Here is a 22,113-nt window from a genome sequence, read left to right as displayed (position 1 = left end):
CAAGACAACCAACTAGCTTAGTTATCTCTCGTCATTACTGTTTTAAAGTTCATTCACTTAAACAATGAAGTTCGGTTTTTAAAAACCGAACCGTACTCTCACTAAACTCAGCTTCGCTTCGTCAAGTGATCGTAGTGTAAAAGAATTTTCGAGAATCGTATGTGTTTCACTGTTTAGTTATCAATGTTCATTGTTTCTCACTGTCTATCGACAGCTTATTTACTTTACCACATCTTCTTTTGTTTGTCAACAACTTTTTTGAAGTTTTTCAAACTCTTTGAAGATGAAGTTTGTCATCCGTGTTGGCGACTTGACTACTTTATCATAAGCAGTTTCATTTGTCAACATCTTTTTTATTTATTTTTTGCTTCTTTTTTATTATGTCATACAATTCTGTACACACATTTCTTTGAAGCGTGTTTCAGTATACCATTTCTTTCCACTCTTCGTCAAGCCCCTTTTTGCATTAATTTTTCTGATACTTTTGCAGCATTTTACATGGCATACTGCATACTGCAGATACCATCATCTCATTGCAATATTTAAGGTTGTATTGACCACAATTCAGCTTTATACTGAAGCTACTGAAGCTATTAAAATATATCGGAATAAGTCGCCGCTATACCTTTTTATGCTCGCGTCTTTTCCAATTAAAGGAGCATCCATTATGCAGGTATGCAAAGACTATTTACATATTTTTCTTGATATGGGCGATGCACTGTTAAACAGCGGTGCAGAGATTTTCAGAGTAGAAGATACGTTAAACAGAATGGGGTATGCTTGTGGTGCCACCCAGATGAATGTGTTCGTGATCACATCCAGCATTGTTATTACGATAGAATTTCCCGGAGAGGCTGCTCAAACGCAAACCCGCCGGATTCGTGAAGGAGGCGGGAATGATTTCACCAAATTGGAGCAGCTGAATGATTTAAGCCGCCGCTTCTGCAGCCACCCTGTGTCTCCGGCAGAATTGCAAAAAGAATTTGATATGATCAATACAGATAAGCCACAGCCCCTTTGGAGGCTTCTCGGAACCATTCTTGCAGCCTGCAGCTTCACTTTCTTTTATGGCGGAGGTCTTTCTGACGCCATTGCAGCAGGAATTGGAGCTGTTCTGATCTGGACTTTTCAACAGTATCTTCGCCCGTTATGCATGAATGAAGTGACATTTCAGTTTACCGCCTCTTTTCTCACCGGCTGTGTAATTTGTTGTTTCACTTTGCTTTGCCCTGTGCTTCATATAGATAAAATCATGATCGGCGATATTATGCTCTTGATTCCAGGTCTTATGTCAACCAACGCTATTCGTGATGTACTCATCGGTGATACTCTATCAGGAATTATCCGTTTGATAGCATCTCTGCTTCTGGCAGCTGCGCTGGCGCTTGGATTTATGGGGTCAATTATTTTATTTAGGAGGTTTGGGCTTTGAACACAACAATGATTATACAACTGATCACTGGAGCCCTGGGCTCTACCGCATTCGGTATTCTCTTTCATATGAAAAGCAAGCACCTGCCGCTGGCTGCTGCAGGTGGAATACTTAGCTGGCTGGTATTTATTTTAGGAAAAGTGCTTTGGGGAAATGTTTTTCTGCCTACACTGCTGGCTGGTTTTATTGCAGATGTGTATGCCGAAATCCTTGCAAGAATATGTAAAGGAACTTCTACCTCTTTTTTTGTTGCCTCCGTGATTCCATTGATTCCAGGAAGCACACTTTATTACTGTATGAGCAGTATTGTAGAAGGAAACACCATAAAAGCACTGACATACGGACGTGATACCTTTCTCTTTGCTTTCGGTATCGCAGCTGGAATGAGTATCGCATGGGCGATCTGTTATTTCTTCAGAAGTATTAGGGCAAAGCAGCACTGATTACTACTTATTGAAAGCCCTGAAGAATATTTATAAAAATACGGATCAGAAAATTATTATCGTACATAAAACTTAAAAACGGGTCTTTTTCTACCATCTGGATACCCATTTTCCCAATCTGGGTATTATAACAAATTGTAAGTAAAAGTAATGCGATCCATAGGAGCAATATCGCTTTTGCTCCGCCCACCAGTGCTCCTGCCAGCTTATTCATCCCATGTACCACTGGAAATTTGGTTAATATATCCAGTACTTTTATTAAAAATCCAATGAAAAGCCTTGCCAGAAAATACGTGATTAAAAAAGAAATTCCGTTCATCACGATCCCAGTCAGATAATCCGCTATATATTCGGAGAACGTATTTGCAGCAAGCTGCTGATATCCTTTAGCGGTGTTGTTCTCAAGAATGTTCTTCTTAATAAACTCTGGCAGATTCAAGTCATCAACAAACTCTTTTTGCTTTTGCTCTCCAAAACCGTCGGAGTTCCCATCCAGTTTCTCTTCTACAACCCCCCGGCAGTTTTCCTTAACCATATTATAAACCGGCGTTCTCTCCCTAAGAAAGCTGCTTACATATGGATTTAATGCGCCGGAAATAATAATGGAAAATAATACAAAAAATGTAGCTACAACCTCTTTCACAAACCCTTTCTGAAATCCAGTTATACATGCACCTGCAATCAATACAAGTACGACAATCCCTAGCCAGGTCAGATTCATCTTCTCCCTCTCTTGTTTTCTCCTGCTTATATTCTGCACAGGTATTTTATCAACTGAATTTGATCACATTAACACCGCTGTCCAGCACCAACAGATATCGATTCCATCCGATCTTAAAGAAATCATTGATATCGCCGTCCACTGTCCCTGTATATTTCTCATTTCCTTTCCCATCAAGAACACAGATCTGAGAGCTGTTAAACATCAGGATATTTCCATCACTCATGCGAATCGTGCTGTAAGGAATATTAAACTCTTTTTTAAATTTCATTTTTCCGGAAGCAGAGTACACTTCCATTGTATACAGCTTATCTTTACTGTCATTTTTAAACACAAGGCCAATGGTTTCATCATCATAAAAGGTACTGACAATTTCTTTATCCACTTTTATAGTTTGGCTCTCTTTAGGAATCTGGCGGCCTTTATATAAAGTAAATCCATCATCCCTTACTGCAACAGCCTGGTGGCTGCTAAGGCATTGGATCTGTGGAACAACTACGCCTTCATATGTAAAGCCGCTTACGATCCGGTCATCATCGTTCTGTCCTACTTCACCAAAATTATAAAATGCCACATAACTGGTGGTTTCCCCACCGTCCACATATTGATAAGCCACCATCATAATGATCCCGTCATCTGAAATGGAAACATCCAGCGGATATCCCGGATCTTCGATCTTCGTCTGGTTCTCTGCGATCAGACTTCCATCTGTGCTGTAATAGTTAATCCAGGTGTCATCTCCTCCATCCAGGATCGCAGCAACCAGTCCGGATTTGGATACCTTTGCCTTTACTATGTTATAAGATGTAGTCACACTTCCAGTCAGTCCGTTCTTGTCATAAATCCGGATGGATGTACCATCTTTATCTGCGATCACTGCCTTACCGCTGCATACATCAGCCATCGGTGTCTGCATATCGTAAGTTTCACTCCACAAAGTATCCAGATTTTTGTTCACAAGAGATACCCCATCATGACTGTAACGGAGAATCTTTCCATCCATTTCCGCATAATTGGTAGAAACTGTATCTTCCTGTTCACTGGTTTTCAAAATCTTGTAATCATGATAGCTTCGCTTCTGAATATAAAGAACAACCAGGAAAATCAATGCCACTGCAGCTGCTGCAATCATCAGCCCACGCCGCATTGTATCAGGCATATATTTCCCCACACTTTTTTTATGCTTTCCATTGCCTGTCTGCGCCAGTTTTTCCCTCTGGATCCGCAGCCGTTTTCTTCGTATTTTTCTTTTTATTTCTTTAAATGTGTTCGCCATATTCACCTTTTCCCTGCACTTCTATCTGTGTGTACATGTCTGCCTTGCAAACCTCTCCAAATATGAAAGTCAGCTGCTCTGCGCTTATGACGCAGAGCATCTGCCCGACACATTATATCACATTTCTCTAAGGGAGTACAATCACCTGTCCTGGATAAATAATCTGATTCTCTGCAATTCCATTCAATTCACATATTTCCCGTATTACATCCATTGATCCGTATTTTTCAATACTGATCTGATATAAGGTATCCCCGGGGCGGATTACATAAGTATCATGAACATTTCCGGAGGTTTCCGCCATTTTCCCTTCTGTAGTGCCAGTATCCACACCAGCAGTACTTGGATCTTCCGCATTTTCTATATCCTCATTTTTTATTTCTGTATTTTCTGCAACAGCATTTTCTATATCCGATTCTTCTATAGCTGAATTTGCCATATCACCTCTTATGTCTGCTCCTGTGCTGTCTTCGGTGGTTGTTTTGGTCAAAGCTTCCCTGCGCTTCGCTTTTCGCTCATCTGATTCCTGACGATAAAATTCTGAACTGCCTGTTTCTTCTACCGCATTTTCGTCAGAACTATTTTCCGCTCTACTCTCCTGAGGTTTTTCTGTAACAGGAACTTCCTCCCAGCTATCCTCATCCTGATTCTGCGGATTTACATTTTCTGTATTTGTACTTTCTGTATTTACTCCTTCTGTATTTACATTTTCTGTATTTGTACTTTCTGCATTTGCACTTTCTGCATTTTCCCTTTCTGTATTTACTCCTTCTGTATTTGAACTTTCTGTATTTGTACTTTCTGTACTTGTACTTTCTGCATTAACATTTTCAGCATCTTCTCTTTTCTTTACATCTGTCCCTACTGCCATAGATGATGAGGGTACATTTTCCTTTATGCCCTGAAACTCCCGGTAATTCCGGTACAATCCTGTTCCTACCGCCAGAAGAGCCAAAAGAATGCATGCAGTGGCTGCATAGGAAAAAACAGAGGTATGTACCTCCGTCTCTGCTTCGTTGCTTTTGTTCTTTTTTTCTTGGATGATCTTTCTGAAAGTTGTCACTGCTTCGTCACTACATTTTTCTGTAAATTCCGGTTTCAGGATTTGATTCTTTTGAACCATATATTCCTGCATAGCAGCATTTTTTTCGTAATAAATATAATAGCCCTTAACTTTTGCCATCAAACCATTTTCATAATGAAAAAAAGCCTCTTCCCCTTCTGTTGGTTCCGCCAGCATCAGGACCTTTTCTCCGCCAAAATACTGAAGATGTATTTTTTGCATAAGTTCTGTGATTTCAACCGCCATCTGAGGAAATGCAAAATACCATCCCAGAATATGCTGTTCCGGAAAATACTGCTTTTGCTCATCTTGTATTGTGATCCATACTTCCTCTGAAAGATCAATATGTTCAGGTGTTAAATCCTGGCATTTTGCAAGAAGTGCTCCCCTGATAAAAAGATATCCTGTTCCGTCTTCCCATTGCATCTCCCCTGTGAATACAGCCAGGCTTCCCTTTTTTTCCTCGTCTTTGCAAGCAGCTGCAGATAGCCTCCCAAGGAAAGTATACACATAGTCTTCCATATAGATTCTGTAATTTCCTCTGATCTGTCCGATCTGCCGTATATTTCTTGGAAGGTTAAAATTCCCTTCATTCTTTTGTACTTCCCTTTTTTCATCCTTGTAAACAACCTCAATCATGTTTCATCACCCCTTCCGGTACAGCATAGCATATGAGAAATGCAGATTTTATCATAATATAAGAGGTATCCCCATAAATTTGCCGACAGAATCTTACAAGTCTCATTGCCCGCCGGAAAGCCTCTTCGGAATTAAAAATACCTGGATAAATCCTTCCTGCCAGATAGCTGCAAATATCTGCAATTGTTCAATGCGCTCACAGCGATGAATATTTTTCTTTTTTCCGGATATCATGAAAACAAGACAGTCACAGACAATGGAGGAATTATGGCTTTTTATATAAACGGAAAGGGTAAAAATCCTTCTGGGGAGGTTGCGTATCTTTTAAAAAAATTTATATTACATCATACAGGTAAATGGTCGGAAATCGTATTCCTGTGTATTGGCAGTGACCGGGCAACCGGCGACTGCCTGGGACCGTACGTAGGCTGGCATCTTAGTCAGCAAAAGCTGCCTGGTGTCTTTGTGTACGGAACCTTGAACGCCCCTGTACATGCATTAAATCTAGAGCAGAGCCTGAAGCACATACAAAAACATCATTCAAACGCCCTTGTGATCGCAATTGATGCTTCTCTGGGTGCAAAAAAGCACCTGGGATATATCACCATCGGAAATGGTTCCTTATACCCAGGTGCTGGTGTTCAGAAAAATCTTCCCCCAGTGGGAGATATTCATATTACCGGAATTGTAAACATCTCAGGATTTCTCCATCCGCTTACCCTGCAGACTACCCGCCTTGCCACAGTCATTGACCTGGCGGAAACCATCACAGGAGCAATATTGGAAATCTTTTCTGAGGATCACAGTTATGCAAACTCTTTGATCTGTTTGTAAATACCGTCTGCATCAAGTCCATATTTTTCAAGCAGAGCTACAGCAGGACCTGACTCACCATATACGTCATTGATACCGATACGTTTAACCGGAACAGGAGCTTTCTCAGCCAAACACTCACATACTGCACCGCCAAGACCACCAATAATGGAATGCTCCTCAACAGTTACAACCTTACCAGTCTCCTTTGCAGCAGCTACTACAAGCTCCTCATCTAACGGCTTAATGGTATGAATATTGATCACCTTTGCATCAATACCATCTGCTGCCAGCTTCTCGGCTGCTTCCAGGGATGCTGCTACGCAAAGTCCGTTTGCAATAATGGTAAGATCCTTACCTTCACGAAGAACAATACCCTTGCCAAGTTCAAACTTATAATCTGGTCTGTCATTGATCACCGGTACTGCCAGTCTTCCAAATCTCATATATACAGGACCTACATGCTCGTATGCAGCCTCTACCATGGCCTTTGCCTCGATATCATCAGATGGGCTTGCAACGACCATTCCAGGAATGGTACGCATAAGCGCAAAATCCTCACAGCACTGATGGGTAGCACCATCCTCACCTACGGAAATACCACCGTGAGTAGCACCGATCTTTACATTAAGTTTAGGATAGCCTACAGAATTACGTACCTGCTCATAAGCACGGCCTGCTGCAAACATTGCAAATGTACTGGCAAAAGGTACTTTACCGGTAGTTGCGATACCAGCTGCAATACCAATCATATTACACTCTGCAATACCACAGTCAATATGGCGTTCCGGAAACGCCTTCTTAAAGATACCTGTCTGTGTAGCTGCAGCAAGGTCAGCATCCAGAACGATCAGATCCCCATGTTTTTTGCCTAATTCTACCAGTGCATTACCATAGCTGGCTCTTGTTGCGATCTTCTTTACTTCTGACATAATGCTTCACCTACCTTTTCCAGATCTTCCATTGCCTGTGCATACTCTGCATCATTTGGAGCTTTTCCGTGCCAGCCTGCCTGATCTTCCATAAAGGAAACACCCTTTCCTTTTAAAGTCTTCATTATGATAGCTACAGGCATGCCCTTTACTGTCTTTGCTTCCGCAAAGGCTTTACGGAGCTGCTCCATGTCATTTCCATCAGCCACATTGATCACATGGAAATTAAAAGCTTCAAATTTCTTGTCAATTGGATACGGGGAGCAAACATCCTCGATCCTGCCATCAATCTGCAGGCCATTGTTATCCACGATCACTACAAGATTGTCCAGCTTTCTGGCACCGGCAAACATAGCTGCCTCCCAGACCTGTCCTTCCTGTATCTCACCGTCTCCCAGAAGTGTGTACACCCTGTAAGAATCTCCGCTGAGTTTCGCAGAAAGTGCCATACCTACAGCTGCAGAAATCCCCTGTCCCAGAGATCCACTTGACATATCCACACCCGGAATATGTTTCATATCCGGATGGCCCTGCAGATAAGATCCCAGATGACGCAGTGTCTTCAGATCTTCTTTTGGAAAATATCCTCTTTCTGCAAGAACAGAATACAGTCCCGGAGCTGTGTGGCCTTTAGAAAGTACAAAACGGTCTCTGTCAGCCTTCTTTGGATCCTTAGGATCAATGTTCAATTCTTCAAAATAAAGATATGTAAATAAATCTGCCGCAGACAAAGATCCGCCCGGGTGGCCGGCTTTTGCTGCATGGACTGCGGTGACAATATCCTTGCGGACTTCATTCGCAATTTTCTGAAGCTCTAAATTCTCCATTATAGTTCTCCTTTTTACTTATTTATCTCCAAATACTGCTCTGTAATCGTTCTGGAATTTAACAATACCAGCATCAGTAAGCGGATGATGAAGCATCTGCTCAAGCACCTTATATGGTACAGTGGCAATATCTGCACCTGCCAGGGCACACTGTGTAACGTGTACCGGATGACGAACGCTGGCAGCAATGATCTCAGTCTTGATATCTGCAACTGCAAAGATCTCTGCGATCTGGCGGATCAGGTCAAGACCATCTGTGGAAATATCGTCCAGTCTGCCAAGGAACGGAGATACATAGGTTGCACCTGCTCTTGCAGCAAGAAGTGCCTGATTTGCAGTGAAGATCAGAGTAACATTTGTCTTGATTCCTTCTTTGGACAGAACTTTAACAGCCTTCAGGCCTTCTCCTGTCATCGGGATCTTAACAACCATGTTAGGATGAATCTTAGCGATCTCACGGCCCTCACGGATCATACCTTCTGCATCTGTTGTTGTAGCCTTAACCTCACCGCTGATCGGTCCGTCAACGATCTCTGTGATCTCCTTGATAACTTCATTAAAGTCTCTGCCCTCTTTTGCGATCAGAGAAGGGTTCGTGGTAACACCACAGATGATCCCCATATCATTTGCTGCTTTAATATCCTCTACCTTTGCTGTGTCAATAAAAAACTTCATTGCATTTTCCTCCTCTTTCTTAAGCTTAAGCTTACATCCCTGGCCTTATTTAGGCCGTTCTTTTTCTTTGATACTCGTAACTGATTAATACCTCATAGTCACTGATGATTTAATTATAGCAGACTCTTTTGCAAGGTCAAGCCAGGCAATATTTATTAATAACTTTTTTATTAATAAATTCTCATTTTATAAATAATCATTAGGTGTTACAAAGAAATATCAATGTGAATGTACAGGAAAATCAATCTTTTTATCGTTTTCTGCAACTGCGATCATTCAGATTATTATTAATATTTTTAACTTGCTCTATTTATTTTTGTTTGTCTTCTGCTTTTTTACCTTTTTTTCCACCTTCGCATAACCAGTAGTTTTTCTGGCAATCACTCTAGGGGAATATTCAATATTATAAAGGCTTGTAGGCTGTATATCTGAGAAAAAGCTGTCCTTGGTGCCGATCTTACGGATAATGATATCACAGGCATCCCTGCCCTTCAGCGCCACAAAATGTTCAATCGTTGTCAATGCGATCCTGCGGATCCCGGAATAAAAAATATTATCACATCCGATCACCGAAACATCCCTGGGCACATGAAGCCTGGCTTCCTGCAATGCATCCAATGCTCCGATAGCCATCATATCATTTTGTCCTGCTATGGCTGTAAACCGTCGGTTCTCGGAAAGAAGCTCCATGGTCAGCTCATAGCCCATAGAGTATTCTGTATCCATACGGGGCAGCTGCCTGTCCATAGACTCATCTGCCACCTTAATGATCACATGCCCGGAAAGGCCTGCATTTTCATATTCCTTCACAAAGCCTTCAATACGCTTTGACCGCTGCCACTGTCTTTTGGTAAGCGGTGGCGTGATAAATGCCACATCCCTGTGTCCCAGATCCAAAAGATGCCGGGCCATCAGCCTGCCAACTACCGTATTATCCTGATTAATGGCATCCACAGTTGTGGTACGCTCCTTGTTGCTGATGATCACAAGAGGAATTTCTTTTGCCATGTCCTCCACCTGCTTTTGAAAATCAGGATGAGGATTGCATGCATAAATAATCCCCTGGGGCCGTATATCTGCCATCATCCGCAGATACTTTTCCTCAAATGCTGCATCTCTTTGGGTATTGCAAATAAACACTCCATACCCTTGTTCATTGGCCACAGATTCAATCCCCTGCAGCAAAAGCACATAATAGGGGCTGGTAAGTGTAGGGCAGAACACCACGATCAGTTTTTCTTTTTTATCAGCCTTTTTGTTCTTGCGGCTTGGAAGCTGGTATCCCAGTTCCCTGGCAGCTTTTTCCACCTTTTCTACAGTGTCCCTTGAAAAAGAAACGTTGTATTTTTTGTTTAAAACCATAGAAACTGTTGCCTGAGAAACACCTGCCCTTTCAGCAACATCCGATGAGGTCGCTTTTTTCTTTGCCACAGGTCCTACCTCCTACAGTTCCACCCTGCCTTCCAGTGCACGCAGAAGTGTTACCTCATCAATGTATTCCAGGTCGCCTCCCACCGGCACTCCGCTGGCAATACGGCTAACCCGGATCCCGGTAGGCTTGATCAGCTTGCTGATATACATTGCTGTAGTTTCCCCTTCCAGACTGGAATTGGTAGCAATAATAACCTCTTTCACATCACCCTGAAGACGCTTCATCAGTTCCTTCAGCCGAATATCATCCGGACCGATCCCCAGCATAGGGGAAATCGCTCCATGAAGGACATGATAGACACCCTCAAACCTGCCTGTCTTCTCGTATGCCGCCAGATCCCTGGTATTTTCCACCACCATAATAGTGGAATGGTCTCTCCTGGGATTGGCACAGATAGGACATATCTCCTGGTCCGTCAGGGTACAGCAGCATTTACAATACTGTACCTTTTCCCTTGCCTGGGTGATCACAGAGGTAAGCTGGTTCACCTGATCCTTTGGCATATTAATAATATGAAAAGCCAGGCGCTGAGCTGATTTGGCTCCAATCCCCGGAAGGGATGACAGCTGCTGGATCAGCTGGTTAATATGGCTGCTGTAATATTCCATCAGAACGGAAGGCCCCCGCCCATGCCCATACCGCCAGTCAGCTTGGACATCATGGATGTAGACTCCTGTTCAACCTTGCGAAGGGCTTCATTGGTCGCCGCTACGATCAGATCTTCCAGCATTTCCACATCGTCCGGATCTACTGCATCCGGATCGATCTTTACCTTGGTTACTTCTCTTTTGCCGGAAATAGTTACTTCAACTACCCCGCCGCCAGCTGAAGCTGTAAACTCTTTTTCTTCTAATTCTTTCTGGCTTTCTTCCATCTGGCGCTGCATTTTCTGCGCCTGTTTCATAAGATTATTCATATTTCCCGGCATACCCATGCCTGGAAATCCTCCACGTTTTGCCATAATAAACTCCTCCTGTCAATCTTCTTCTATAACTACATCCATATGGATATTCTGGCGGATTGCTTCGTCCACAGTCACCTTGGACAAATTAGTATACGAATGGTTATTTGCCACCAACAGCTGTACCTCAACTGCTTTTCCGGTCTGTGCAGCAATAATATCCATCAGTTCCTGCCTGGCTTCCGGATCATCCACATAATTCTTGCCAAGAAAGTCCTGAAACTCCACATATAATACAGGTTCGCCTGTATCGCCATTGTACTTTGGAACTGCCTTTAAAAGCTGATCTCTGAACACTCCGGTAGTCTGCCCTGCGATCGCCCGCCATCCGGCAACGATCTTCTGCAGATCCTCAGGTGCTGCTTTTGCTGGCTTCTTTTCTTCCTGTACAGGCTGCGCCCCGGTCTGTTGGACCACACTGCCTGATTGTACCACAGTCTGCTGTACTATTGCACCTTCATCTATTCTCTGCTCCAGCACTCTCAGTCTGTCAAGCACAGAATCCAGGTTTGTTTCCATGGCAGGCCTGCAAAGCTTGATCAGACCGATTTCTATAAGCACACGCTTCTGAGTGGCATAACGGATCTGGCTGGACAGATCTGAAAAAACCCGTATATAGCGCATTAAGGTTTCTGTATCTACCATCTGGCTTTCTTCTTTTAGAAGTTTCAGATTTTCAGAGGAAACATCTATCGCCTCCTCCGGATTTTCTGAGGTCTTCACAAGAAGAAGGTTCCTCATATACCAGGTAAAATCTCCTACAAACTGACTTAGTTCCCGGCCACCCGTGATCAAGTCCTCCAGTGTACGAATGGCACCTGTCACATCTCCGTTGATCACCTTACGTAGAAGCTGGCTGAACACTTCCGTATCCACGGCCCCTAGAACTTCCAGTACCTTGTCATAGGTCAGTTCCTGTCCCAGGTAAAAAGCAATACACTGATCCAAAAGACTGAGTGCATCACGCATGGAACCATCCCCTGCCTTTGCCACATAGCGAACCGCCTTTTCTTCTGCTTTCACTCCTTCAATCTTAAGAAGCTCCTCCAGTCTGGCAGAAATGGTATCAATGGATATCCTGTGGAAATCATAACGCTGGCATCTGGAAAGGATCGTGATCGGGATCTTGTGGGCTTCTGTTGTGGCAAGGATAAATATCACATAAGCAGGCGGTTCTTCCAGTGTCTTTAACAGTGCATTAAAAGCTCCTGTAGAAAGCATGTGAACCTCATCAATGATATAAACCTTGTAATTACCTTCTGTAGGCCGGTATGCAACCTCCTCACGGATCTCCCTGATATTATCCACGCCATTATTAGATGCAGCATCTATCTCAATTACATTCATGGATGTCCCTGCCTGGATCGCTTTGCACATCTCACATTCATTACAGGGGCTTCCGTTGACAGGATGTTTGCAGTTTACTGCTTTCGCCAGAATCTTGGCCACAGTTGTCTTACCGGTACCTCGGGTACCGCAGAACAGGTAGGCATGTCCGATACGGCCGGCCTTGATCTGGTTCGTCAATGTTGTCACAATATGATCCTGTCCCTTGACATCCTCAAAATTATCCGGTCTGAACTTCCGGTAGAGAGCAGTATAACTCATAAATCAGCTCCTTGTATTTCAGACATTTGTCCCTTAATCTCCAAAACTGATACCGATCTGCTTTGCAGCCAGCACAGTCTGATCCTTCGGATCTACGGTTTTTAATTTACCGGCACACTCTGCCAGCGGCACTCTCTTGATCTTGCCTTCAACAATACCGATCATCACACCATATTCTCCGTCCAGGATAGCCTCTGCAGCGCCTGCACCGATCCTGGTAGAAAGAACCCTGTCATAAGCACATGGCTCTCCACCTCTCTGGGTATGGCCCGGAACCGTGATCCTTACTTCTGCCCCTGTTTCAGCAAAAATCTGATCCGCGATCTCATAAGAAACGGACGGATACTTCTTGGCTCTTGCTTCCAGTTTTTCTTTGTATTTCTTCTTAGGCAGCTTAGCATCTTCTTTGGAAATAGCTCCCTCCGCTACTGCAAGGATCGTAAACCGCTTGCCAGCTTTGGCCCTCCTGTTGATAGCCTCAGCAACCTTCTTGATATCGTAAGGGATCTCTGGGATCAAAATAATGTCTGCACCGCCTGCAATTCCTGAATGAAGGGTAAGGCTGCCTACCTTGTGTCCCATAACCTCAACAATAAATACACGTCCATGAGATGCTGCCGTTGTATGGATACAGTCAATGGCATTCGTAGCAATATTCACCGCACTCTGGAAACCAAAAGTCATGTCTGTTCCCCAGATATCATTATCTATCGTCTTCGGAAGATGGATGATATTCAGCCCTTCCTCTCTTAACAGATTGGCTGTTTTCTGTGTACCATTACCACCCAGGATCACCAGACAATCCAGGCATAGCTTGTAATAAGTCCGCTTCATGGCCTCTACTTTGTCCAGACCGTTGGCATCCGGAACTCTCATCAGCTTAAAGGGCTGTCTGGATGTACCCAGAATCGTACCTCCCTGCGTCAGTATGCCAGAAAAATCTTTGGAAGTCAGCATCCTGTATTTCCCGTAGATCAGGCCCTTATATCCATCGTCAAAGCCATATACTTCCAGTTCGTCCACACTGTTGGTAAGTCCCTTTACTACGCCTCGCATGGTGGCATTTAATGCCTGGCAGTCACCGCCGCTTGTAAGCAAACCGATCCTTTTGATCATAATTCCTACCCTCCATTTCTGTGTTTTCACACGGTCTTAAAATCTTAATTATTATATACCAAAATATTTTTTCGCACAACAAGAAATAGTTGAAATCTCCCAAAAGCCTTGACAAATCCGTCAAAACTACATATAATAAATTCCGCGCAGCCGGGGAGATAGCGGTGCCCTGTACCTGCAATCCGCTACAGCAGGGGTGATGCCAATCTGAGGCTTGTGATCTGTGGAGCTGCCCTTTATAAGTGGCGTTGACGTCTGGGTCTTACGCAACAGGAATCTATGAACCGTGTCAGGACAGGAATGTAGCAGCACTAAGTAGAAGCTTCTGTGTGCCGTGAGGGCGCCTGGGCCGAGTTAACTGTAAAGGTAACGTCTGTGGATGCATTCCGAGGTGCGGCGCGCAAAAATAAATATACCACATATTCTTTTATTATTATAATAATTTCATATTTTAATCCATTTTCTGACGCGCCAGTATTTTCAGGCGCTTTTTTTCTTCCCTGAGATCTGCAAAAAAAGCAGACAGCATATGAGAGCACTCTTCTTCCAAAACGCCCCTTGTCACCTTTACTTTATGATTAAACCCATCCATTTCAAGAAGATTTAATACCGATCCTGCACATCCGGCCTTAGGATTCATACTGCCGATCACCACCTCATCAATTCGTGACTGAACCAGAGCCCCCGCACACATTTGGCATGGTTCCAGGGTCACATACATGGTGCACCCTTCCAGTCTCCAGTCCCCCTGCTTTTTGCTTGCCTTTTTTATTGCATTCAATTCTGCATGGGAAAGGGTATTCTTATCAGTATTTCTCCGATTATAACCCCTTGCAATGATCTTTCCTTCATATACGATCACGCAGCCAATGGGAACCTCCTTCAGTGCCAGTGCTTTTCTTGCCTGACGGATGGCTTCTTTCATATATTTTTCCTGTTCAGTCATTTATCTTTTCCTTTTCGATAATTCCCTGGTGTTTTTCCAGTAAGATTTTTAAATACTTTTCCAAAATAGGCACTGCCTGAAAAACCTGTGGCATATGCAATTTCTGTCACAGACAGATCGGTTTCTGTCAACAATTTTTCGGCCTGCCTGATCCGATAATCCTGCACATAGTCAAAGGGAGTTTTGTGGATACACTCCTGAAAGCAACGGATACATTCCCGACTGCTTACAGATGCAGCCTCTGCTATTTCTTCCAGCAGGATCTTGTGATCGTAATTCTCATGAATATAAGACAGCATGTCCATGATCCTGGTCTGATTTTCTGAATACTGTCCTCTTTTTGACCCTTGAAACATATCCCTGGCCTCTTCCATCAACAGCAGCCAGATTTCGCTAAGCAGATTCCTTGTTTGAAATTCCACATTCTCCATCGCCTGCATCCGGCCAAGCTTAATGAGCATTGCCAGCAATTCTCTCTGTCTTTTGATTTCTCCGGCAATTCCCAAAATCTCAAGATGACGATTCTGAAGAATAGGTGCTAAATATTTTGTTTCATAAATGCTTTTAAAATGTCCTGCAAGAAGCGTTGAATGAAACAAATGAGACTCCAGCACGCAGGCCTGATCTCCGCCCCCATCTTCCATGGAACAAAGAACATTAGAATTTATAAAATAGGCCTGTCCTTTCTGGAATATATAAGATTTACCAGAAGTAAAAACTTTCACACAGCCAGCTTCCACATAATTCAATTCCAGTTCTTCATGCCAGTGCCAGGGGACCTTTGTCTTTTTTATATTCACATGATGGTAGGCGTATGGATATTCCTGTGTGATCCCCTGGATTGCCTCTTGCTGATTTTCTTTGATCCTAATTTTCATTTTACCTGCCCATTTTTACAAAGTCCCTGTTCAGCAGATATTCTTCCGTAAGGTGTTCTGCTATCACCGATAGCTATTTGGAATGTATTTTTAATATTACATCTGCTATTTTGTCTATATTTTTATATTTTATGACACTAATATTGTTTTTTTACTTTCTTATCTGAAATATAATTATATCAGAAAACAGTAGAAACTGTAAAGTGATTTCTGAAAGCGGAAAAAGTCATTGCCGTTCACTCTGCGTACAGTAGCATAAAACCAGCAGCATCCATACAATGACGCATTGACCGTATTACGTATTTTTAAGGAGGGAAACGGATGAAATACGATCTTTTCTACCAGTTAAAAGACTACGCTCAACAGCACCCGGAGCAGTTCAATGGACAGCCAGAGTCCAATGACAGGCCTGCTTCATCATCTCCTGCTGTCCAGGAGCATTTCACAGGGAGCACAGATCCTGTACCAGTACCCGCTCTTTCCGTTTTTTATTCCAGGTAAAGGCCATTCCTTAAACCAGGGGAATCCAAACATCTCTGCCATGAAACGCTCTTGCTGGTCATAGATGCCTGGCACCCCCAGTATGTACTGCCCGTCTGTCTGCCTGCACAACAAAATATATCCGAAATGACTGTATCCATGCTGCAAGAAACGATTATTACAATATACGCAGTTTTTTCTGCAAATCTGCCTTAAATCCCCTGGGCAAATCCTCCAGCATTGATCACAGTCCGGGAATAAAGTGGGGCTCTCCTCTGCTTCTTCCTGAATAGACTCTGCCTGAAGTTCTCTGCCTTTTGATTCTTTTCTTGCTTCCCCCTCTTGCTGCTGTTCATTTTCCTGCTTTTTATTTTTCTGTTGCTCGTTGTCTTGCTTTTTGTTTTTCTGCTGTTCGTTTTCCTGCTTTTCGTTTTTCTGTTGTTCGTTGTCCTGCTTTTCTGATTCCTGTTTTCGTTCTGAAATTTCCGCCAAAACCCCTTCGTTCTGCCCTGTCTGTTCATTTTTTTCCAGTTTCTGAAAATGATCCGGCCGGATAGGCAGGTCATCCCACTGGGTTCCCATAAAAGCCCCTGTGTCTGTCTCCAGTATCATTCCACACAACTGGTCCAAACCGACCCCTGCATCTCCCATATTCCCTGCATCAGCCTTCAGCACATTAACAGCAGGATCCCTACTGATCTGAAGACTTCCCAACCAAATTCCAAGTATCAGTCCTTCCTTTCGGATAAATCCATAAATACTGCAGTGTTCCATCTGCTTCTCTTCATGCAGATGAATTTCCATGGTACATTTGCCTTCTCGCACTTCCAGCTTTATAAAGCCACAATTCTCTGCTTTTCTTCCATTTCTGTATTCATATACATATGCAATAAATCTTCTATACCCGTTCAAGTTATTGCCCCTTTTGATTCTCGCTTCATTATTCAAGAATGCCGAGGCATTCTTGCTGCGAGGTGCGCGTCATGCAATTGCATGACATACTTCTCCTGCGCGCCTCTGCAATCCTGCCGGAGGCTATATCAGCTGGGGGATTGACTCCCACCACTGATACCAGCTTGTTTCTCACCACCTATAGAGGTGGGAGTCATCTCCCAGCTGATATATATGAACCATCTCTGGAATCATGAAATTAATTTCATTTAATGCTTGACAAACCTTTCAGAAATTAATATAATATCACTTGCAGTTGACGAAGCGTGGCTCAGTTTGGTAGAGCGCTGCGTTCGGGACGCAGAGGCCGTGGGTTCGAATCCCGTCGCTTCGACTACTTATAGAAGCCTGAGAGCATTATGCTTTCAGGCTTTTTCATTTTATTTCAGACGCTTGATACAAAGGAGAATAACTATGGATACCATCACCGTCAGAAATGCCGTTCTTGAAGATGCTCCCCGCATTCTGGAAATCTATTCCTATTATGTAAAGCACACAGCCATCACCTTTGAATATGTAGTTCCAACCTTGAAAGAATTTCAGATCCGCATGAAAAACACTATGCAAAAATACCCATACCTGGTAATAGAACAAAGCGGCCAGGTACAGGGCTATGCTTACGCTGGCTCTTTTGTAGGAAGAGCTGCCTATGACTGGTCTTGCGAACTTTCCATCTATCTGGATCGCAATGCCAGAAACTGTGGCCTGGGACGCAGGATTTATGATGCTCTGGCAAACCGTTTAAAAAAAATGGGGATCCTGAATCTGTACGCATGCATTGGTTATCCACAGACAGAAGATGAATATCTTACCAAAAACAGCCAGCAGTTCCATGCCCATCTTGGCTTTCAGACTGTGGGGCTGTTCCATAACTGCGGTTACAAATTCGGTCGCTGGTATGACATGATCTGGATGGAAAAAATCATTGGAGAGCATAAAACAGATCAGCCACCTGTTCAGTTTTTCAGGTAATCAAACGCAATTCTTGGTGTGCCATCATCTGTGTGGATGATCCCACATTCACGAAATCCATATTTCTGTAAGGCTTCCTGCATGGGCTTATTATTTTCGTGAGTATCGATCCTTATATAATCTATTATCTTTGTGCAAAAATCAAAGCAGGCCTTTGTCAGTCCGCGGGTGCTTCCATCAGAAGCTACACGATGGACTGCTCCGTAAGGCAGATCGCTGTGCCAGGCTCCCTGCCGGATTTCCTGATATGTAGGATCCTCCCCCAGGATAAAAGCAAACACTCCGGTAATCCGCTCCTGCTTCACGCATACATAAAAATTCCCTTGTTCTATATCTTTCCGGATCAATTTTTCCGGCGGATAAGTCTGTCCCCACTGAGACGCATTCCCCTGCTTCTTCATAAAACTGCGGGCCAATTCATATATCCCCATGATCTGTTCCAGGTCTTTTATTTCTGCTTTTCTGATAATCATCTGCTTCCCCTCCCGATGCCATTCTCTTGTTGTCAGCTGCTGCCAAGCTGGCCTATCAATCATGCCATCCAAACCGTTACGCCTGTCTGTTCAGTTATGCCATCCCAGCCGTTTTACGCTGGCATGTACGCTTCCTGTGATCCAGTCCACGTCATTTGTGATCCAATCCATGATCTCCAACTGACGTTTCTCCCAGGCAATGGTTGCCTCCCGTGCTTCTGGTGTCTCCTCTGTTTCCATAGAAGTATCAATCTCATTATATCCGAAAATATATCCGCCTGCGCTCCAAATAGTAAAATTACTGTCTGGTCCTGGATCCACCTGATCTCCACGCTGCCGAATCAAATCATCATGGCGTGCCTTATATTCCTCTGCGCAGCCATCCTTCAATTTTGTAACAAAGACCCTGTGACGGATCATTTCTTTATTCTCTCTTACAACACCATAATTATAATACATAAGCCGCATATCTTCCCCAGGCACAGACAACCAGGTAAATGTATCTCCCAGCTGACTGATCAGTTTTTCCTTTGTTGTCTGTGACTGCTGGTCCAATTCCTTATTCCGGTCTTTTTCATAATATCCAAAGATCAGATCCTCTGCATTCCAGATACTGAAATTTCGAATCCGAGCAACATCCAGAAACGCTGTCAGCTCTGGCCAGATTCTCCCAAGCTTTCTCCTGTAATCATTCATTCTTCCTTCTTTTATCTGCATAGCAAATGCATGTCTTTCCATTTCTTTACCCCCCAATTCTATATCGCTTAATTCTTTACCAGTGTTTTTATCATAGCACATTCCGTTTTTCTTTTATATGTTTTTATAATCTTTTCGCAACCACCATATGGATACCGCAGTCTTACAGACATAACATTAACAGATCATGTAACGTACATTGGAATGTACGCCTTTTACAAGCGCAACAGCCCTAGATCTCTCACCTTACAGGAATACACTGCTGCTATCGGTGATTACGCTTTTGCCTATTGTACCGGCCTGACCAGGAGTATTTATGTAACTGTCCAGAGCCAGCCTGTAAGAACCACTAAGATCACTATAGTGGTTCAGTTGTCATCCTAGGTACATCAAAAGTTAAGTTTCTGCTATATTGACGCAGAATGGTTTCTTCATATGCAAGGCATAGCGGTGGCTACGGCGACCAACGACAACGCAGCAGATGAAAAATCAAACAAGTCAATATGGTAGTTACTTAATATTCGATGTACTAGTACAGTGAATATTATTTTTCGCCAACTAACGGATTCCATGTTATTGCTCACCAATCATTAGAGGAAAAGCCTTCACAGCTTAGATAGCTCTTTTTCACAAAGATATTAATTATCTTATTATCGTTAAATATATGTTTTTATTATCTTATCAAAATATTAAATATATCATATAATGTTATAAAGTGTTGAAAAAGGAGTTTGTTTATGATAAATGAAGAGACTTTTGCCTCAAGATTAACATCCTTACGAGAACAGAAAAAAGTGTCTGCCAGAGAAATGAGCCTAGATTTGGGGCAAAATGGCAGTTATATCAACCGAATTGAAAACCGAAAAGCCTTCCCTTCCATGCAGTGTTTTTTCTATATATGCGACTATTTACAGATATCTCCTGCTGCTTTTTTTGATGATACCACCAAAGCCCCACATGCACTGGATACACTTACCGAACTGCTAAAAACTCTGTCTGTAGAACAGCTTGAACTAATCGCCCAGATTGCCCGGGAATTTTCCGAAAAATAAATCATCCATCCAAAAAAGATACTGAAAACAAAACTCTTTTCTTGTCCTCAGTATCTTCTTTCAAATGTCTTTTATTTACTGGTCTTTTATTTACTGGTCTTTTATTTACTGATCTTTTCTCATTTTAATCTATTATTCAAACTCGACAATTACTAATCAATTTTGTTTAGAGATTATTTATTGCCATGTTCGCTTTTCTTTCAATTATTTGATTTATCCATATTATCCTGCCTATACAGGCTAATGTTATCAATTTGTTATCGGTATTGATAACACCCGCTCCGTAGCTGTGGATAATAGCAATATATTCCGATTCAGATTATAAGCGGTTTTGCTTAGGAAATCAACCATTTGTTTCTGTATCTTCAATAAGATTTTTCTTTAATGCCGCAATCGTATCTTGGTTCTTTCTCAAAAGCTCTAATTGCCTATATGCTTTTTCTCTTAATATTTTTAACCTTTCAATTTTAGGCACTTCCTGTCTTATCAAATCTGCGTTTGTATCTTCCAGATTGATAAGCACAACCAATTCTTCCGCAGAAGCAAAATCTCTGATATTAGGAGTTTTACCTTTTATTCCTTTTTCAGTTCTCCATTGTGCTGCTGTTTTTCCAAACAAAGCCATATTTAGAATATCTGCTTCTGACGCATATGTATATGCCATTTCCTGCGGAGATAATGTGGGCGTTATCAAAAATTCTTTTACTGCATCTGTGTGGATACGATAGTTTATTTTTGAAAGTTCTCTCTTTACATCCCACCCAATCGCTAACCGATCTGCTTCGTCTTTCTTTAGTCTCTGATAATCTTTGATGATATAAAGCTTAAATTCCGGAGAAATCCATGAAGCAAACTCAAACGCTATATCCGTATGAGCATAAGTACCGCCATATCGTCCCGATTTTGATACGATACCGATTGCATCCGTTGCTTTTATCCACTGCTGTGGTGTTAATGTAAAAGCATTATCTCCAGATTCTGCTTTAAACCTATCGAATTCGATAGGTTTAAAATTGGGATTATGAATTTGTTCCCACAAGCCCAAAAATGAAATCGTAGAATGATTGCGCATCCAGTTTGCTACCACGATAAAAGCATTGTCTGAATTTTTATATTTTGCAATATCAGTGAGTGAAATGTAAGCATCCTCATTAACAACATCGCCCATCACTCTGATTTCTGTTCCATTGGCATCTATTTTCATGTTTTTCAATCTTGGTTTTCCCCCTTTCTACATTACGGACACTCTCTTTCAAAATAATTTTCTAATTTTTCTTTTCAATTTCTCGCCATATGTAATTGTCATATCAATTTTCACAACTGGAAGTTATTACTTTCTGCATAGCGTGTTTCCTAAAATGATAATTACCACAACATCAACCAAAATAATCCCCAATGCAATATATACAAAAAATGCAGGTAAAATATTTTCCAACAAACCCATAGTTAATACAAGAATTGCGATAATAGACATTCCAATTCCCATTGTTCTGCATAACTTCTTTTCATCATATTTTTCCTTTTCTTCATTTGAAGCTGTATTATATCCAGAAATGAACCAACTTCCGTGTCCAGAAAGTAAAATTATAGAAATTACAGCAAATATTCCAAAGACAATCCACACTATCACATCAGAACCTGTTGCTAAATCTGCCAATTTCATATAGATACACCTCCCTATATAGTCAAGTCTTTTTTCCTTGAAAATCAAGGAATTTCTAATGTTT

At 42.3% G+C, this 22,113-nt stretch carries 24 protein-coding genes, 1 tRNA gene and 1 other RNA gene; 8 read left to right on the top strand and 18 right to left on the bottom strand.

The window, feature by feature from the left end; translation table 11 throughout:
• Window positions 1-667 precede the first annotated feature (667 nt).
• Window positions 668-1,432, top strand: coding sequence for a threonine/serine exporter family protein (locus tag G5B11_RS16505; RefSeq protein ID WP_173729097.1), 765 nt, complete (start codon window positions 668-670; stop codon window positions 1,430-1,432).
• Window positions 1,429-1,875, top strand: coding sequence for a threonine/serine exporter family protein (locus G5B11_RS16500; RefSeq protein ID WP_244093057.1), 447 nt, complete (start codon window positions 1,429-1,431; stop codon window positions 1,873-1,875). The genes G5B11_RS16505 and G5B11_RS16500 overlap by 4 nt, the downstream gene beginning before the upstream one ends.
• Before the next feature lie 7 nt (window positions 1,876-1,882).
• On the opposite strand, the gene G5B11_RS16495 is transcribed toward G5B11_RS16500, so the two are convergent.
• The 3 genes from G5B11_RS16495 to G5B11_RS16485 form a co-directional block, all read right to left on the bottom strand.
• On the bottom strand, window positions 1,883-2,596 hold the full coding sequence (locus tag G5B11_RS16495; RefSeq protein WP_173729096.1) for a CvpA family protein: 714 nt from the start codon (window positions 2,594-2,596) through the stop codon (window positions 1,883-1,885).
• Between the two features lie 49 nt (window positions 2,597-2,645).
• Window positions 2,646-3,872: a DUF5711 family protein gene (locus tag G5B11_RS16490; protein WP_173729095.1), complete on the bottom strand. Its 1,227-nt coding sequence runs from the start codon at window positions 3,870-3,872 to the stop codon at window positions 2,646-2,648.
• A 127-nt stretch (window positions 3,873-3,999) separates the two neighbouring features.
• A complete protein-coding gene (locus G5B11_RS16485; protein WP_244093056.1) occupies window positions 4,000-5,574 on the bottom strand; it encodes a LysM peptidoglycan-binding domain-containing protein in 1,575 nt (524 codons plus the stop codon).
• Window positions 5,575-5,841: 267 nt separating this feature from the next.
• Between G5B11_RS16485 and yyaC the strand changes: the two genes are divergently transcribed.
• Window positions 5,842-6,408 (top strand): spore protease YyaC, encoded by a 567-nt coding sequence (gene yyaC, locus G5B11_RS16480; protein WP_158422571.1) that lies wholly within the window; start codon window positions 5,842-5,844, stop codon window positions 6,406-6,408.
• Here yyaC and G5B11_RS16475 read toward each other — a convergent pair.
• From G5B11_RS16475 to G5B11_RS16440, 8 genes are all read right to left on the bottom strand, one after another.
• Window positions 6,381-7,319: a transketolase family protein gene (locus G5B11_RS16475; protein ID WP_173729094.1), complete on the bottom strand. Its 939-nt coding sequence runs from the start codon at window positions 7,317-7,319 to the stop codon at window positions 6,381-6,383. The two genes, yyaC and G5B11_RS16475, sit on opposite strands and share 28 nt — an antisense overlap.
• On the bottom strand, window positions 7,307-8,146 hold the full coding sequence (locus G5B11_RS16470; protein ID WP_158422569.1) for a transketolase: 840 nt from the start codon (window positions 8,144-8,146) through the stop codon (window positions 7,307-7,309). The genes G5B11_RS16475 and G5B11_RS16470 overlap by 13 nt, the downstream gene beginning before the upstream one ends.
• Before the next feature lie 18 nt (window positions 8,147-8,164).
• Entirely contained in the window at window positions 8,165-8,821 is a 657-nt protein-coding gene (fsa, locus tag G5B11_RS16465) for a fructose-6-phosphate aldolase (RefSeq protein ID WP_158422568.1), read from the bottom strand.
• 306 nt (window positions 8,822-9,127) lie between these two features.
• Window positions 9,128-10,252, bottom strand: a complete 1,125-nt coding sequence (locus G5B11_RS16460; protein WP_173729093.1) for a LacI family DNA-binding transcriptional regulator — start codon at window positions 10,250-10,252, stop codon at window positions 9,128-9,130.
• Between the two features lie 12 nt (window positions 10,253-10,264).
• The gene (gene recR / locus G5B11_RS16455) at window positions 10,265-10,861 is read right to left on the bottom strand and encodes a recombination mediator RecR (protein ID WP_158422566.1); all 597 of its coding nucleotides are present in this window, start codon (window positions 10,859-10,861) and stop codon (window positions 10,265-10,267) included.
• On the bottom strand, window positions 10,861-11,214 hold the full coding sequence (locus G5B11_RS16450; protein WP_173729092.1) for a YbaB/EbfC family nucleoid-associated protein: 354 nt from the start codon (window positions 11,212-11,214) through the stop codon (window positions 10,861-10,863). Before G5B11_RS16450 ends, recR begins: the two co-directional genes overlap by 1 nt.
• A 15-nt stretch (window positions 11,215-11,229) precedes the next feature.
• A complete protein-coding gene (dnaX, locus tag G5B11_RS16445) occupies window positions 11,230-12,822 on the bottom strand; it encodes a DNA polymerase III subunit gamma/tau (RefSeq protein ID WP_173729091.1) in 1,593 nt (530 codons plus the stop codon).
• A gap of 33 nt (window positions 12,823-12,855) precedes the next feature.
• Window positions 12,856-13,938, bottom strand: coding sequence for a 6-phosphofructokinase (locus G5B11_RS16440; protein ID WP_173729090.1), 1,083 nt, complete (start codon window positions 13,936-13,938; stop codon window positions 12,856-12,858).
• Window positions 13,939-14,080: 142 nt separating this feature from the next.
• Here G5B11_RS16440 and ffs point away from each other — a divergent pair.
• Window positions 14,081-14,340: signal recognition particle sRNA large type (gene ffs, locus G5B11_RS16435), an RNA gene on the top strand.
• A gap of 49 nt (window positions 14,341-14,389) precedes the next feature.
• Here the strand turns inward: ffs and tadA are convergent.
• The 3 genes from tadA to G5B11_RS16420 all read right to left on the bottom strand — a co-directional run bounded on the left by tadA (window position 14,390) and on the right by G5B11_RS16420 (window position 17,154).
• On the bottom strand, window positions 14,390-14,884 hold the full coding sequence (gene tadA / locus G5B11_RS16430; protein WP_173729089.1) for a tRNA adenosine(34) deaminase TadA: 495 nt from the start codon (window positions 14,882-14,884) through the stop codon (window positions 14,390-14,392).
• Window positions 14,881-15,762 (bottom strand): helix-turn-helix domain-containing protein, encoded by an 882-nt coding sequence (locus G5B11_RS16425; protein WP_173729088.1) that lies wholly within the window; start codon window positions 15,760-15,762, stop codon window positions 14,881-14,883. The genes tadA and G5B11_RS16425 overlap by 4 nt, the downstream gene beginning before the upstream one ends.
• A gap of 417 nt (window positions 15,763-16,179) precedes the next feature.
• Window positions 16,180-17,154: a DUF6128 domain-containing protein gene (locus tag G5B11_RS16420; RefSeq protein WP_173729087.1), complete on the bottom strand. Its 975-nt coding sequence runs from the start codon at window positions 17,152-17,154 to the stop codon at window positions 16,180-16,182.
• Window positions 17,155-17,453: 299 nt separating this feature from the next.
• On the opposite strand from G5B11_RS16420, the gene G5B11_RS16415 reads away from it, so the two are divergent.
• Both G5B11_RS16415 and G5B11_RS16410 read left to right on the top strand, forming a co-directional pair.
• Window positions 17,454-17,527: transfer RNA gene (locus G5B11_RS16415), tRNA-Pro, on the top strand.
• An 80-nt stretch (window positions 17,528-17,607) separates the two neighbouring features.
• Window positions 17,608-18,165 carry a GNAT family N-acetyltransferase gene (locus tag G5B11_RS16410; RefSeq protein WP_173729086.1) on the top strand — a complete coding sequence of 186 codons (558 nt, stop codon included), beginning with the start codon at window positions 17,608-17,610 and terminating at the stop codon, window positions 18,163-18,165.
• Here the strand turns inward: G5B11_RS16410 and G5B11_RS16405 are convergent.
• Window positions 18,150-18,638 (bottom strand): N-acetyltransferase, encoded by a 489-nt coding sequence (locus G5B11_RS16405; RefSeq protein ID WP_173729085.1) that lies wholly within the window; start codon window positions 18,636-18,638, stop codon window positions 18,150-18,152. The genes G5B11_RS16410 and G5B11_RS16405 overlap by 16 nt on opposite strands.
• A gap of 90 nt (window positions 18,639-18,728) precedes the next feature.
• Window positions 18,729-19,376 carry an L-rhamnose mutarotase gene (locus G5B11_RS16400; protein WP_173729084.1) on the bottom strand — a complete coding sequence of 216 codons (648 nt, stop codon included), beginning with the start codon at window positions 19,374-19,376 and terminating at the stop codon, window positions 18,729-18,731.
• A 48-nt stretch (window positions 19,377-19,424) separates the two neighbouring features.
• On the opposite strand from G5B11_RS16400, the gene G5B11_RS19795 reads away from it, so the two are divergent.
• On the top strand, window positions 19,425-19,718 hold the full coding sequence (locus tag G5B11_RS19795; RefSeq protein WP_416797730.1) for a leucine-rich repeat protein: 294 nt from the start codon (window positions 19,425-19,427) through the stop codon (window positions 19,716-19,718).
• 353 nt (window positions 19,719-20,071) lie between these two features.
• Complete coding sequence (locus G5B11_RS16390) at window positions 20,072-20,386, top strand: helix-turn-helix domain-containing protein (RefSeq protein ID WP_173729083.1); 315 nt, start codon at window positions 20,072-20,074, stop codon at window positions 20,384-20,386.
• A gap of 343 nt (window positions 20,387-20,729) precedes the next feature.
• Here G5B11_RS16390 and G5B11_RS16385 read toward each other — a convergent pair whose 3' ends face one another.
• Together G5B11_RS16385 and G5B11_RS16380 are read right to left on the bottom strand one after the other, a co-directional pair.
• Entirely contained in the window at window positions 20,730-21,590 is an 861-nt protein-coding gene (locus G5B11_RS16385) for a KilA-N domain-containing protein (RefSeq protein ID WP_173729098.1), read from the bottom strand.
• A gap of 126 nt (window positions 21,591-21,716) precedes the next feature.
• A complete protein-coding gene (locus tag G5B11_RS16380) occupies window positions 21,717-22,049 on the bottom strand; it encodes a DUF3784 domain-containing protein (RefSeq protein ID WP_173729082.1) in 333 nt (110 codons plus the stop codon).
• Between the last annotated feature and the right edge of the window lie 64 nt (window positions 22,050-22,113).

The sequence above is a fragment of the Blautia glucerasea genome, assembly GCF_013304385.1.
GTDB lineage: Bacteria > Bacillota > Clostridia > Lachnospirales > Lachnospiraceae > Blautia_A > Blautia_A ammoniilytica.
This window is presented reverse-complemented; position numbering and strand designations above follow the sequence as displayed.

What these genes read in the sequence shown, in the direction of transcription:
- G5B11_RS16505 (WP_173729097.1), top strand. Translation starts at nt 668, where the DNA reads ATGCAGGTATGCAAAGACTATTTACATATTTTTCTTGATATGGGCGAT.
- G5B11_RS16495 (WP_173729096.1), bottom strand. Translation starts at nt 2,596, where the DNA reads ATGAATCTGACCTGGCTAGGGATTGTCGTACTTGTATTGATTGCAGGT.
- G5B11_RS16490 (WP_173729095.1), bottom strand. Translation starts at nt 3,872, where the DNA reads ATGGCGAACACATTTAAAGAAATAAAAAGAAAAATACGAAGAAAACGG.
- G5B11_RS16485 (WP_244093056.1), bottom strand. Translation starts at nt 5,574, where the DNA reads ATGATTGAGGTTGTTTACAAGGATGAAAAAAGGGAAGTACAAAAGAAT.
- yyaC (WP_158422571.1), top strand. Translation starts at nt 5,842, where the DNA reads ATGGCTTTTTATATAAACGGAAAGGGTAAAAATCCTTCTGGGGAGGTT.
- G5B11_RS16475 (WP_173729094.1), bottom strand. Translation starts at nt 7,319, where the DNA reads ATGTCAGAAGTAAAGAAGATCGCAACAAGAGCCAGCTATGGTAATGCA.
- G5B11_RS16470 (WP_158422569.1), bottom strand. Translation starts at nt 8,146, where the DNA reads ATGGAGAATTTAGAGCTTCAGAAAATTGCGAATGAAGTCCGCAAGGAT.
- fsa (WP_158422568.1), bottom strand. Translation starts at nt 8,821, where the DNA reads ATGAAGTTTTTTATTGACACAGCAAAGGTAGAGGATATTAAAGCAGCA.
- recR (WP_158422566.1), bottom strand. Translation starts at nt 10,861, where the DNA reads ATGGAATATTACAGCAGCCATATTAACCAGCTGATCCAGCAGCTGTCA.
- G5B11_RS16450 (WP_173729092.1), bottom strand. Translation starts at nt 11,214, where the DNA reads ATGGCAAAACGTGGAGGATTTCCAGGCATGGGTATGCCGGGAAATATG.
- dnaX (WP_173729091.1), bottom strand. Translation starts at nt 12,822, where the DNA reads ATGAGTTATACTGCTCTCTACCGGAAGTTCAGACCGGATAATTTTGAG.
- G5B11_RS16440 (WP_173729090.1), bottom strand. Translation starts at nt 13,938, where the DNA reads ATGATCAAAAGGATCGGTTTGCTTACAAGCGGCGGTGACTGCCAGGCA.
- tadA (WP_173729089.1), bottom strand. Translation starts at nt 14,884, where the DNA reads ATGACTGAACAGGAAAAATATATGAAAGAAGCCATCCGTCAGGCAAGA.
- G5B11_RS16425 (WP_173729088.1), bottom strand. Translation starts at nt 15,762, where the DNA reads ATGAAAATTAGGATCAAAGAAAATCAGCAAGAGGCAATCCAGGGGATC.
- G5B11_RS16410 (WP_173729086.1), top strand. Translation starts at nt 17,608, where the DNA reads ATGGATACCATCACCGTCAGAAATGCCGTTCTTGAAGATGCTCCCCGC.
- G5B11_RS16405 (WP_173729085.1), bottom strand. Translation starts at nt 18,638, where the DNA reads ATGATTATCAGAAAAGCAGAAATAAAAGACCTGGAACAGATCATGGGG.
- G5B11_RS16400 (WP_173729084.1), bottom strand. Translation starts at nt 19,376, where the DNA reads ATGGAAAGACATGCATTTGCTATGCAGATAAAAGAAGGAAGAATGAAT.
- G5B11_RS16390 (WP_173729083.1), top strand. Translation starts at nt 20,072, where the DNA reads ATGATAAATGAAGAGACTTTTGCCTCAAGATTAACATCCTTACGAGAA.
- G5B11_RS16385 (WP_173729098.1), bottom strand. Translation starts at nt 21,590, where the DNA reads ATGAAAATAGATGCCAATGGAACAGAAATCAGAGTGATGGGCGATGTT.
- G5B11_RS16380 (WP_173729082.1), bottom strand. Translation starts at nt 22,049, where the DNA reads ATGAAATTGGCAGATTTAGCAACAGGTTCTGATGTGATAGTGTGGATT.